At 40.5% G+C, this 12,723-nt stretch carries 8 protein-coding genes; 2 read left to right on the forward strand and 6 right to left on the reverse strand.

The genetic code is table 11. The annotated features are described in order from the left end of the window. Positions 1-9: 9 nt before the first annotated feature. Positions 10-1,437: a TlpA family protein disulfide reductase gene (locus tag L884_RS0101010; RefSeq protein ID WP_028765735.1), complete on the reverse strand. Its 1,428-nt coding sequence runs from the start codon at positions 1,435-1,437 to the stop codon at positions 10-12. 436 nt (positions 1,438-1,873) lie between these two features. Continuing rightward, positions 1,874-2,290: a hypothetical protein gene (locus L884_RS0101015; RefSeq protein WP_028765736.1), complete on the reverse strand. Its 417-nt coding sequence runs from the start codon at positions 2,288-2,290 to the stop codon at positions 1,874-1,876. A 555-nt stretch (positions 2,291-2,845) separates the two neighbouring features. On the opposite strand from L884_RS0101015, the gene L884_RS0101020 reads away from it, so the two are divergent. Next, positions 2,846-4,033 (forward strand): glycerol-3-phosphate dehydrogenase/oxidase, encoded by a 1,188-nt coding sequence (locus L884_RS0101020; protein WP_028765737.1) that lies wholly within the window; start codon positions 2,846-2,848, stop codon positions 4,031-4,033. Here L884_RS0101020 and L884_RS0101025 read toward each other — a convergent pair. From L884_RS0101025 to L884_RS0101040, 4 genes are read right to left on the reverse strand one after another with little or no spacing between them, the layout of a single operon-like run. Then, positions 4,030-5,244 carry an ATP-binding protein gene (locus L884_RS0101025; RefSeq protein ID WP_028765738.1) on the reverse strand — a complete coding sequence of 405 codons (1,215 nt, stop codon included), beginning with the start codon at positions 5,242-5,244 and terminating at the stop codon, positions 4,030-4,032. The two genes, L884_RS0101020 and L884_RS0101025, sit on opposite strands and share 4 nt — an antisense overlap. Continuing rightward, a complete protein-coding gene (locus L884_RS0101030) occupies positions 5,241-5,948 on the reverse strand; it encodes a response regulator transcription factor (RefSeq protein WP_028765739.1) in 708 nt (235 codons plus the stop codon). The genes L884_RS0101025 and L884_RS0101030 overlap by 4 nt, the downstream gene beginning before the upstream one ends. Continuing rightward, positions 5,948-6,409, reverse strand: coding sequence for a DUF3019 domain-containing protein (locus L884_RS0101035; protein ID WP_028765740.1), 462 nt, complete (start codon positions 6,407-6,409; stop codon positions 5,948-5,950). The genes L884_RS0101030 and L884_RS0101035 overlap by 1 nt, the downstream gene beginning before the upstream one ends. Continuing rightward, a complete protein-coding gene (locus L884_RS0101040; protein WP_028765741.1) occupies positions 6,399-7,235 on the reverse strand; it encodes a MipA/OmpV family protein in 837 nt (278 codons plus the stop codon). Before L884_RS0101040 ends, L884_RS0101035 begins: the two co-directional genes overlap by 11 nt. 209 nt (positions 7,236-7,444) lie before the next feature. Here L884_RS0101040 and L884_RS23360 point away from each other — a divergent pair, with 209 nt between their 5' ends. Beyond that, complete coding sequence (locus L884_RS23360) at positions 7,445-12,547, forward strand: S8 family serine peptidase (RefSeq protein ID WP_028765742.1); 5,103 nt, start codon at positions 7,445-7,447, stop codon at positions 12,545-12,547. Positions 12,548-12,723 lie beyond the last annotated feature (176 nt).

Consider the following 12,723-nt stretch of genomic DNA (forward strand, 5'->3'; position numbering starts at 1 on the left):
TTTGCTGGGTTATGACTTTTTCGCGTTAACCTTTTCTAGGCTTTTACGTACTAACGTGATGATCACTGTGAGAATAATAGAGCTAAAGATCAGGCCTATTGCTAGTGCCACATTTTGCAGTGCAGTAGGATCTAGCGCTAACATACCACCTAAGCCCATCATCATGATGCCAGACATCAGTTTAAGGGTTTGCCCCTCTTTTTCAGTCAGTTTACGCTTGCCTAGTGACACACTGAAAGCAATCACAATCGCTGCCAGAGGGATAACATACACCACGTTGTACATGACTAGGTACATGTAGCGCTCAAACGTTTCAAGATCATGCATAGATAGCACGCTAGTGTAGATCATCGGGAAGCCAGCTGTGCATAGTAACTCATAAGCATTGGCTAGAATCGATAATACCACTGTGCCGGCAATCATCGCTGTCATGCTACTCGCGCTGGTTAATTTACCCATACGCTTAATCAAGCCTGTACGGTTCTCCGCTGACATAGACAAGGTGACTTCACCTTTAGTAAAGAAGTAATCTTTAATATTTATAGCACCTGCGACTAACGCCAACATGCCCGCACCAAGAATAATCCAGCCACCATCACTACCAGCGCCTAGTAGCTGGAAGATATTGAGCCATGCACTCATAAAGATAAAGTAGATAAAGCCGGAGAAAAATACGAAGATCCCGCCGACGATTAGCATGCGTGCTCGGCTTTTTGCGTTAACCATAATCGATAATAAAAATAGCAATACAAAGAATGCACAAGGGTTAAATGCATCGACGCCAGCAAGTACCACGGTAAGTAATGGCAGAGACATTTGCTCAGGGTGCACTACACCTACAAGTGGCAGCTCAACTGGTTGCACATCAGAGCTTGCTAACTCGCTGCTGGTATCTAAGCCTAAATCGCAAGTACCATCGCCACCGTCTTGGCTATCACTTTCACTACAGGTTGCAAATAAGCCGCCTGCTGCTGGCGCTGCAACTGTGTAATCGCCTTCAGTTTCTGGAGCAAGTTTGCCTCCCAATGAAACGTAGTATGACTTTAAACGCTGCACTAAAAACTCGCCTGTAACAGCTTGACTGCTGTAGCCAACTACCGCTTTTTCACCACTAGCAAAGTAGGGAACAGAACGTGCTTCAGTGCCAGTTTGTTTAGCTATTTTTTGCCAAGTAGCCATGGTATCAGCATCGGTGATCATATGATCTTCAACTTCAATCCAAGGGTAACGCTCTGGCAAGCTATCAATGAAAGGGTGAGCTTCTGCGCAGTGAGGGCAGGTTTTCGACCAAAAGAAATATAATTTAACTTTTAACTCACCTTGAGCGTTTGTGTAATGCCACAGACTTTGATCAATACCAGTGTTGGCATTAGCAACGCTTGGCATTGAGAGACAGGCAAAGACGAGAGTGATAAATAGCAATATGGATCTAGCCATAAGATCTCCAGGACAAGTTTGGAAACAGGTTGGTTGCTAGTATTTTACTTTAATGCGGTGGCAGTTTATGACGAGATGTTTCATATTTGCTAATGAAATCCCGAATATTTTACTTTTGTTAACTGGTACTAGTTTTAGGCAAGAAAATTAAACTTATTGCCATATTTATAATGACTTGATTATGTTTTTTTGATTAAGGGTTTGCTGATCTACTTGGGCGGGCACTTATATCTAAGTCAGATATGTTGTCAAACTGTAGTCATGCTAAAAGCTAAGCTATATTTTGTCCACAGCTTAGTTTAATTGAGGTTCTCTTTACTCTTTATTCAGGTATTGCTAATTCAAAGTCTAAAGCCAGCGGTGAATCTTGGGCTGGTGTTAGACTTTAAATTGTTTGCTAAAAACTCGGTAGCGCATGTGGCTTGCTTAGCTAGCCTTATTCATCTTTACTGGCAACTTGCATCGTCACTTCTTCTGCCTCGTCTGGGCACCAAGTCAGAGATACACTGCGATCAACATTAGTGCTAGCTGTGAGTATACGGGTAATAACTGGCGCGGGATATTCCGCTCTATTGAGGTAACTCTTTACCCGATCAATACGTCTTTCTGCCAGCCATTTGTTGTACTGTTGTGCCTCGGTTGAAAGTTGCGAGGGATCAACCCTAAACTCAAGTAACAAGTAACCTTGGTCTGATGCCGAAGTTTGGCTAAATGAGTCGAGTTGCTTGGCATATTGGCCGGCGAAATAAGAGCTATTTTTCGCATAAGGAATATCAAACACATGGTTTGCGTTATCGCATTGCGCCATTGCATTTGCTGACAATAGCAGCAAAAAAGCTGCGAGAGATTTCATCTTATACATCCTTGATAACATCAAAATCTTTTTATAAAAGCGTCTGCATTTTATCGTTGCAGAATTCTAGAAATTACGGGCAAGTTAAGCTATTGGTAACACAATTGCAATATTGTTTATATTCATTAGCTTAACTAGGGCTGCTTACAGCGTTCCTTTATTAAATGCGTCATTATATAGGCGCTGATAATCATCAATATTCATAGTAAGTTAGCCTGTAAATGACAGAATGTTGACTTTTTAAACAGCAACGATGGAACGATAAAATTTTTACATGTAAATAGTTAGCGGCACTAGCTTATTGAGTGCATAAATGATTGCAGAGCGAGATAAATCGATCGTTTATCTTAAGTGCTACGTAAGATTAGCTACAGGACTTGGCTTGATGGTTGAAAAACACATCACGGTTTGACTATCGTGTCGTTGTGACTAAAGATTTAGTCATTGATAGCAAGTTAAACTTGAGCTGTTACAGTTAGTTGAGGTTGTTTTAGGTTCAGCTAATTGCATAGTCAATTAGGCTATAAGTGATTAATGACGCTGTAAGGAGTGTGAATGGAAGCTGTAGATCTTGTTGTTATAGGCGGTGGTATTAATGGCGCCGGAATAGCTCAATGTGCAGCAGCTGCAGGTTACAGTGTGCTTTTGCTTGAGAAAGGCACAATCGCAGGGCAGACATCTGCCAACTCCAGCAAGCTTATCCATGGAGGGTTACGTTATCTAGAGTCTGGGCAGTTACCACTCGTGAGAAAGTCCCTTGCTGAGCGCAAAGCGCTGCTTAATCTTGCGCCATCGCTTGTTAACCCCATCCCATTTTATATTCCAGTTTATGAAAACAGCCGTCGTAGTCCATGGACGATTAGGGCCGGATTGAGTTTGTACGCTTTATTAAGTGAATTTGATGCCTTGGGGCAATTTAAGTCGATACCTTCAGTGCATTGGTCGAAAATTAAAGGCTTGAAATTACAAGGATTAAAAGCACTGTATCAATACTGGGATGCACAAACGGACGATAAACAGCTGACACAAGCGGTAGTAAAAAACGCGCGAACTCTTGGCGCGCAGGTCATTGAACATGCCAAATGCACATCAATAGAGCACTTAAACGGTCATTGTAAAGTGCATTACCAGTTAGTTGATGATGCCAATAGTGAAGTGGTAGAGGTTGAAGCGCTTGCTGTAGTTAACGCTGCAGGTCCATGGGTCAATGATGTGCTAGATAAGGTGCAACCGCAAATTGCAGCTGAAGCCATTGAGTGGGTACAAGGCAGTCACCTGCTGTTAGATATTCCGGCTAATGACGGCATCTTATATTTAGAATCCTGTTTTGATCAGCGGGTAATTTTTGTGATGCCGTGGAACGAACAAACCTTAATAGGCACCACCGAAATCGTACTTGAAGAATTGGTTGGCAAGCCAGAAATTACCGCAGCTGAAATCGATTACTTACTTGGAATATACCTGCACTATTTTAGTGAGTTTGGTGATGTCGACACATTAAAGACAAAAGTGGTGGACAGTTTTTGCGGCGTTAGGGTGTTACCGAAGCAGACAGGTAATGCTTTTGATAGGCCGAGAGACACCTTACAAAAAAGCCAAGCGAGTCATCCTAATTTGTTGAGCTTGTATGGTGGTAAGCTGACAACCTATAGAACCACAGCCACAGAAGCCTTAGACTGGCTTGAGCAGACGATAGGTGAGCGGCAAAGCTTAGCGGATTTTGATAAGTTATTCTTAGGTTAATCCTCTAAGTTATTTTGCCAACTGATACTTAGTGATGCTCCCTTTAGTGTTTTTGAACGCTCTAAATGAAGTGTCCCTTGGTGCCATATTGCAACTTTCCTTACGATATACAAGCCAAGCCCATAGCCTGAGTTATTACTTTGCTTTTGATCTCTAGCAAAGGCTAAAAACAGTTCTTCACCTTTATTACCAAAACCTGGGCCATCATCTTCAACAGTAATCGTGCAACAATCCTCAGTGCAACTGAAGTCGAAGATAATTCGTTTCTTAGCAAATCTAAGTGCGTTCATGATGAGGTTTTGGCTTGCAATGCTAATGAGGGCTTCATCCATAGAGGCTTTAGCTCCACTACTCTGAAAGGTTATGGCGACTTTGTGTTGGTAAAGATCAAACTTTTCCGCTAGCTCTTGAGTTAATACTTCTGGGTTAAGTCTGGTTTTATTTAGTTGCTGCTCTTTGTGTTCAAGTCTTGCAAAAGAGAGGTAGTTTCTAGCTAACTGTTCGATTTCATCTATGTCGGCATTCAGTCTATCTTTGTAGATATCAGGGATATCATTTTTAATTATTTCAATAACAAATCTCATTCTAGCTAGTGGAGTGCGTACTTCATGGGAAATCGTATTGGATAATTCTTTATGGACTCGTAAAAAGTCGACAATCTGGGCGGTAACACGATGAAAAACACTCGCTAATGGATATATAGCTGAATGACTTGAGATGGTATTTTCCATTTTTCTAGGATTGGATCCAAAACTTAGAGCTGAAGTTTGTAGCTGAGATAAATCTCTAAATATTGGTTTGATAAGCAATAGGACAACCAAGGCAAGAGATCCGTAAAGGAGGGGGATAATAAATGAAGTTGATTGCTCATGTCTGTCATCAGGATTGACGGGACCAAACGATGTTATATCACCTGATTTTGGGTTTAATCGATAGTAGTATCGGCTGTTATCTGTTAGGGATAGCGCAATCACTTCACCGGAAAGTAATCGTCCTTTTAAAGGCTGCGGTAATGATAAAGCTGAAGCTTTGATCGTTGTGGTTGTAGGAGCATCTCGCCCTTGCTCTGCACGTTCAATAATATTCTCAACATTAATTTGATAGCTAGGAGTATCAAGCTGCAAAAATTCATAGAGTTCGTTGAAAGACCAGATAACGATTGTGGCTGATAATATGAGTAACAGGTAAAGCCTTAAGAATTGATATTTCATAGAGGTTTATCTAAATGAGTGTGGGGCTGATAGTGAAATAAATAACCTTTACCATGTACGGTTTTTATCATTAAACCGGGTATTGAAAGATCATCTAATTTTTTTCTTAAGCGGCAAACCTTTAAATCCACAGCGCGGTCTAATCCGTTGTATTCTCTATTTACCAGTTGTTCAAAAAGATACTCTCTTGAAATGATACTTCCCGCTTGTTGAGCAAAGATCCATAAAAGCTGAAACTCTTGTGTCGTAAACTCTAATGCTGTATTTGCTAAATACACCTGTTGAGTAGATAGATCTAACTTTAAATCAGATAAGTTAAGTTGAGTTGGCGTACCCAAGTGGTGATGTTTGCGCAGGTTTGCCTTTATTCTGGCTAGAAGTAGTGGGGGAACAACGGGCTTTACAATGTAATCACTTGCGCCTATTTCTAAACCTTTAATTTGATCCTCATGGGTATCTAATGCAGTTAAAAATATCAGCGGGCATTCAAATTGATTGGATAGCTCGGGGGCGACACTAAAACCATCTAAGCCGGGCAACATGATATCGCAAATAATTAACTCTATGTTGGATTTTGTTTTTAAAGAAAGCGCAAGTTCAGCTGATTCATAATGAATAACGCTCATCTCATGTAGCTCTAGATAGGTAATGATGAGATTTGCGAGCGGTAAATCATCTTCAATAAGCAGTATTTTTATCGTCATTAGAAAATATCCCAGTTTAGCCCACGTCTTTTTCGTACTTTTGCTGGTTGAAATATGGCAAATTTTAATTCTGAACTGGCGATGATCTTTCCATGCATATCTTTAATAAAAACAATTACGTCACTTTTCATTTTTATAGGGAAGCTAAGCTTAAATTTATGAGTTTTTAGGTAACATTTTTTGGGCGTTGATGAGTTACTTAACCAGACACAGATATTTTGTGGGTGACTACTAATAAACTCGATCTGTAACTCTGTTTTGCAAAAAATGTCTTTTTTCATAACCGCACAAGTTAACGGATGAAGGCTTAACTGATTACTAACCTTTGATGTTTGGAACTTATTATGTTGTGTGTCTTGCGCGAAAGAGCAAGAAGTTCCAATAATTAAAAGAGACTTTACTATTAACGCAGTCTTAAATATACCTATCACCTTTCTTGAAACAATAATGCTAAAAGGCATAATTGAGCCCGACAAAGCCTGCAAAGTATGTTGGCTTATTGATTAAGAAGCTTTGCTGAATGGTATCGTCAAGATAGGTTTGCTTAAGTGAAGCAACTAGCATTAATGAATTACTAATAGGCAGGTTAAAAACTGCTTTTATGTGTAAGTTGGTTGCAGCCTCAGGGGGGTAGGGGGAGAAATTACCTGCAAGTTCTTCTTTTGTTAATGAGTAATAATAGCTAATCAAGTTAGCGCTTTTTCTTGTTGCCCCCAATTCAAGTCCAAAAGCAAAAGAGTTTAAAATGAACTTTTTTCTTAGATTAAGTTGTAACTCATTCCCATTATGTACATTGGTTAAATCATGAAAATAACCTGCTGTTAAATCAGCAATAGGGTTATACCAAGTTGCTGATATGCCTGCGAGGTAGGAAATTGAGCGTTCAATGGATTTATAGTCTATTTTCTTTCCCGGTCTAATAGGCTGCTTTATACTGGTATAGCCAAGTACATCAGATAAAAAGAGCTTTTCTATGCCATCGAGCTCAAAGAATAATCCGTCATCATTGAGTTGGCTCTGTATGTCTAATACAAAAGAGTTTTGCTCATATAAGCTATAACCTAACGTAAAGTTTTCTACATAAAAATTCTCACCATAGTAATACCATGTTGGAAGTACATAAGTTGTTACGTTGTCAACTTTTACCCGAGGGTTTTCTAATATCCCATAACCGACTGCAACCGAGAATTGCCAGTCGCCCGAATGAACTTGATCTAGTTCGTCAGCCTGTATTTTTGTAGATAAGATTATAATAATCAATATTATAATTAACGTTTTGATTGTCATTATTGCTTTAGTTATAGATGTCTGACTGGATATATTCACTCTATCAGTTAAAACGTGATATTTGTTATAAAAAATAACAAACGTACAAAATGCTACATAAAACCACTGCATCTTGTCTTTATGGAAATGATTATATGTTACCCCGATGGTGAATATCTATTCAGTTGGTAGCAGCCATTAAACATAATAACAATATAATGGAGGTTTTCATGAAGGTGAAAGTCATAGTCACTGCTGTTGCCGCAGCACTTTATAGTGCAGGCTTAGTTCAAGCAGCCGTTAATCACAAATCAGTTAGTCATCAGCTACAACCGTTGAAAGTGACAACTGAAGAGATCCATAAATACAATAATGAGCTGCTTGAAATTAAAAGCATGCTTCAAAATGATGGGTTAAATGTCCAAATTAATCCTCAGGCAAATAAGTTTAATGCTGAAGATGATTTAGTCGGTGAGCATATTTATTTGGTTCGGCTAATGGAGCAACCTGTCACAGTGGTTGCGAATAATAAGAATTCTATTATTGCGCATGCTTTGACATCTAAAAACAGTAATAAATTGTTCGTAAATGGCCGAGCAAGTGTTAATGAGATTACTCGTTATGAAGAAGCGTTGAAACTGACGCAGCGTGCAGTGATTAACGAAATATCGAGTTTAGGTGTTAAAGGTCAGGCTCGCAAACAGTTTACCCGTGCGCTTAATGGTTTTTCTATTTCATTAACGCAAGATGAAGCACAAACAATCGCGGGTTTGGCTTCTGTTGCACAAGTTATGCGATTAAAGGAATACAAGCTGTTATCTGATCAAGGGCCTCAACAAATTGATGCAGATAAAGTTTGGAATGGTGCTGCTTCTGACTCAGGCGTTGGATATAAAGGCGAAGGCCAGATTGTCGGAATTATAGATACAGGAATTAATAGTGATCACCGATCATTTTCTGATATTGGAGATGATGGCTATGATCATGAAAACCCATTTGGCAGTGGAGTGTATGTAGGAGATTGTGTTGAAGAACGAGACTTGGTCACCTGTAACGATAAGTTAATAGGTATTCGTTCATATCCTGATATCACTGAAAATTTTGCGATTATGCGCCCAGGTTGGCCGGAGATAGGAGAGGACTATAATGGTCATGGCTCCCATGTCGCTTCAACAGCTGCAGGAAATGTATTACATAATGTCCCCTTTGTGGTGCCTGCTGCAGGAGAAAATTCAGATGGTGAAATTGTAAAGAATGACCTATTTCCGCTTTTATCTGGCGTTGCGCCCCACTCCAACATAATTTCATATCAAGTTTGTAATGCTGATAATGATCAAGGGTTTACAGGTTGCCCCGGTGAAGCACTAGTAGCGGGAATTGAAGATGCCATCACTGATGGTGTTGATGTGATTAACTTTTCTATTGGTGGTGCTGACTCAAATGTTTGGGGAGATCCGGTACAGCTGGCATTTCTTTCTGCTAGAGAAGCTGGAATAAATGTAGCTGCGGCAGCAGGTAACGATGGAACTAAGGTTTGTGGAGCCTCAGAATGCTTTGGGTATCTGGATAACGCTTCGCCATGGTTAGCACAGGTTGCAGCAACGACCCATAGCCGTGAAGTTGCGATTGATACAAAAGTTGAGTATGCCGGTTTTATAGACCCTGCGTTGGGTTCTGAACAGCCAAGCTGGATTGATTCCGGTGTTAGTGGTGGTTCGATGAATATTGCTGAAATAACCGGAGTTGTTGTTTGGGCAAAAGACTATGCCGATGAAAATGGCAACAAAGATTATAACGGTTACTGTGAGACGCCTTACCCAGCAGGTAGCTTTGATTTTTTCAAAGATGGCACGCCAATTCCAGGAGCTGAAAATGGAGACACTAATGTATTTGTTGTGTGTCAGCGCCATGCACCAGATGATCCTGAAGCCAATGCTCGAACCGCGAAAGTGGCAAATATCAAAGCAGGCGGCGCCGATGGTTTTGTTATGTTTAATCGAGTGCAGTCTCAAAATACACCAGTAACTCAATATGAGTTACCTAGTGTTCATTTCACCAATGAGCAATGGAATGGCAGTTACTTTGGAGCGAATGATCCGAATAATACAGATGGTCTTGCTGATTGGATAGATTCAGCGTCAGAGCTAGGTCATATGATTACGATAAAATCGACCGTAGTAGAAAGGAATCTGAATGAAGAAGATGCTGATTGGCTTGCTGATTTCTCTTCAAGAGGACCTTCATTTTCTAATCGTGAGGTTTTAGCGCCAGCAATGGCTGCACCCGGTGTAGATATCTATGCGGCTTATTCAGATGAAAAGCCTTTCACATCATCTCCTTTTGCTGCTGACTTTATTTTGATGAGTGGTACATCAATGGCATCGCCTCACGTCGCAGGAGCATTGGCTTTGCTGAGGCAGGGGCACCCAGAGTGGAGTGCTACTGAGGTGCAGTCTGCTTTATCTATGACTGCTGATAACGTTGTTAAGTATCATCGTCTCAATAACCCAACAGATAAGGAGGGCTTGGCAGAGGTTTATCGTGCTGGTAGTGGACGTATTAATGTCGCTAAAGCGTTAAAAGCAGGCTTTGTTATGGATGAGAACGTCGAAAACTTCATGGCGGCAGATCCCAATAATGGAGGTGTTCCCCATAAGTTGAATATGCCAAATTTAGTTGATTTTGAGTGTAAGCCTCAGTGTCAATGGATCCGTACTATTAAGGCGACTAAGGATGCGACATGGTCTGCTTCAAGTACTAAAGCAAAGGTTTGGTCTTACGACATGAACGGTCAGTTAGAGCAAAATGGTGGCATTAATATTGAGGTTATCCCAAGCGAATTTACGTTAAAAGCGGGTGAGACTCAAACCATAGTTGTGAAAGCATCGGTTGATGAGACTAAAGATATTTTCAGTAATGGAGAGGCAGAGTTTCACGCTAATATCTTGTTCGAAGCGGATGACCAAGATATCCCATTGGCTCATTGGCCGATTGTTTTTCAAAATGATAATGGGGATTTACCACGAAACTTAAATATAGTTGCCCATGAAAATAGGGATTCCTATAGGTTACAACAGATGGTGATGCCCGAAGCGGAAGCGCCGATCGGCACAACTTATACTGCAGTTAAAGCTAATTATGAAACATTTACAGTGATTCGAGATGATGATCGAGTTTTTCCTTGGAAGAAAAGTGGAAAAGGGGAAGATGCAGATTCCGATATTTTAGATGAAGCCACTCACGTTATTTGGGTAGATGTTCCTGAAAATGCCAAGCGCTTTATTATGCATAGTGAAGGCCTGATCGCTTCTGAGTTTGAGGGAACCTTTGATGCCGGTAATACAAGCCTTTATGTCGGTAAAGACTATAACGGTAATGGTGTAGCAGATCCTTATGAGGAAATTTTATGTGTTTCAAACCATATAGCATTAAATAACTATTGTGACTTTACCGATCCTGAACCTGGGAAATACTGGGCAATTTTTTATGATAGTTATAATGCCAAGGCTACAGGTACAGAAGAGACTTTTGCTGCAAGTTATGGTGTGGTATTAAACGACGTTGATACTGGCATTTCAGTTAATATTCCGAGTAGTGACGGTGTTACGCCTATTGATGTTGATTTCGCTTGGGAGTTGCCTATGGAAAAAGGTGATATTTTCTATAGCATGCTGGATATCGGAAGCTCTGCCGTAAACCAAGGTAATATTGGTCATATTCCTCTAAGAATTGAGCGCGGAGAAGATAAGGTTAGTCTTGATGTGCCGCAAACCGCTGCCAAGAGTGGCGATATTATTCCGTATACATTCCAGGTTTTGGCTAATAACTCAGGTGCGGACCGTGAGTTTGTAATCGAAGCAACTTTCCCTGAGTCGATTAAATTATCCGATGAAAATATTTTTGCATCGAGTGACAATGTGGAAAGTATAGTCGTTGAGGGGGATAAACTGATGATCTCAGGTGTTCAGCCTGATACCTCAATGACTGCTCCAGATTATAATATTACGACCAATGTTGACGATCTAATGTGTCGAACTCCAGATGTTGGTAACGCTAATCCCGGCGGATACATTTCACTTAAAGAGTTTGGTATTTCCCCTTTGTTTAGTGGCTTTGATGAGCGAGGGAATGTCACTTATCGTAAAGGGACAGTGATCCCAACGAGTGTCATGTTTAACGGTAATTATAGTAATTACCAGCTATACAATAATAATGAAACCAGTGGTTTGAATCAGAGTTTACTCAGTATTCACGGTAATGGTTGGATCGATTTGCAGGGGGGAGGTACCTTTTTCCCTCAATATTATCGTTTACCATTTGAAGGTTTCCCTCATAGCATTATTGCACCGATATGGCGTGGCTGGAGTTACGATGGTGCAGATCGTAGTTCAGTATTTTCAGTGGGCTTAAACCATGACACAGGTGTATCACTTGCTTCTACAGCAAGTGGTGTTGGTATTATTGATTTTGGCAATGCGAAAGACTACCAATATTCAATGGCGTCTCGTAGTTTTGAGCCATTAGATAATAATATCGATTACCAAGTGATATTTAATGTAAATACTAGCTTTGTTCAAGGTGAGTATGAACTGTTTATGGCCTATAAAGATATCGATTGGGGCACGAGGGATGGAAGAGGAGTCGTGGGCTTAAAAGGCTTTAAAGGGCCTAACTCTACCTATGGCCCGTTAATCGGAGGCTACTTAGGTACAGAGTACGCCTTTGAAAATCTAGACACTCAATTAACGGAAGATCTTGTGGTTTGCTATGACTATGTTGGCCCGGAGTCTTCTCAATTTGAAGTAACAGCTTGGATTCAATTAGGCGCTGCAACGGCTGGACAAGATTTGACCGTCAATGCAATCTCGAAAGTTGAAGGAATGGCTGATATTGAGATGTCTCATGCATTAGAGGTAAGCAGTAATATAACCTTAGGTGCTTTTGATGACATGATAGTTGACGAAGATGGTTCTATCGACATCCAAATTTTATTTGTTGATGAGAAAAATACAGCGAATAAGATCACGGCTACTGGCGAAAATGTTGAGTTTACCGTTAATGGTCATGAAGCTGGTGCAATATTGACATTGTCGCCGGTAAAGGACTTTGACGGAGAAACACTGGTCACTATTACAGTTGCTGATATTGATAATCCAAGTGATGCAGCGAGTCAGAGTTTTATGCTGACGGTATTGAGTGATGGCATTGATGAAAATACAGGGGCTGAAATTGAGCCCGAAAAACCAGCCTCTAACAAAGGTGGTGCGATAGGAGTATTTTTACTGTTGCTAGCTGTACCACTATTAGTAAGAAGAAAACTGAGCGTACAATAGACTAAGGAAAAGGTAAGCCAGCTTTTAGGCTGGTTTACCTTACTTGAGGGGCTTTACTCATTGCTTTGTCTCAGAGCCGCTAAATTCTCGCTGAGCGACCAAATCTTTATACTAATTGGTATTAAAGTTGTTGGTATCATTTATTGCGTTTTCATTTTTCTGTCATATATCGGTAA

Source organism: Shewanella fidelis ATCC BAA-318 (assembly GCF_000518605.1).
In the GTDB taxonomy this organism is placed as follows: Bacteria; Pseudomonadota; Gammaproteobacteria; order Enterobacterales; family Shewanellaceae; genus Shewanella; species Shewanella fidelis.

What these genes read in the sequence shown, in the direction of transcription:
- L884_RS0101010 (WP_028765735.1), bottom strand. Translation starts at nt 1,437, where the DNA reads ATGGCTAGATCCATATTGCTATTTATCACTCTCGTCTTTGCCTGTCTC.
- L884_RS0101015 (WP_028765736.1), bottom strand. Translation starts at nt 2,290, where the DNA reads ATGAAATCTCTCGCAGCTTTTTTGCTGCTATTGTCAGCAAATGCAATG.
- L884_RS0101020 (WP_028765737.1), top strand. Translation starts at nt 2,846, where the DNA reads ATGGAAGCTGTAGATCTTGTTGTTATAGGCGGTGGTATTAATGGCGCC.
- L884_RS0101025 (WP_028765738.1), bottom strand. Translation starts at nt 5,244, where the DNA reads ATGAAATATCAATTCTTAAGGCTTTACCTGTTACTCATATTATCAGCC.
- L884_RS0101030 (WP_028765739.1), bottom strand. Translation starts at nt 5,948, where the DNA reads ATGACGATAAAAATACTGCTTATTGAAGATGATTTACCGCTCGCAAAT.
- L884_RS0101035 (WP_028765740.1), bottom strand. Translation starts at nt 6,409, where the DNA reads ATGCCTTTTAGCATTATTGTTTCAAGAAAGGTGATAGGTATATTTAAG.
- L884_RS0101040 (WP_028765741.1), bottom strand. Translation starts at nt 7,235, where the DNA reads ATGACAATCAAAACGTTAATTATAATATTGATTATTATAATCTTATCT.
- L884_RS23360 (WP_028765742.1), top strand. Translation starts at nt 7,445, where the DNA reads ATGAAGGTGAAAGTCATAGTCACTGCTGTTGCCGCAGCACTTTATAGT.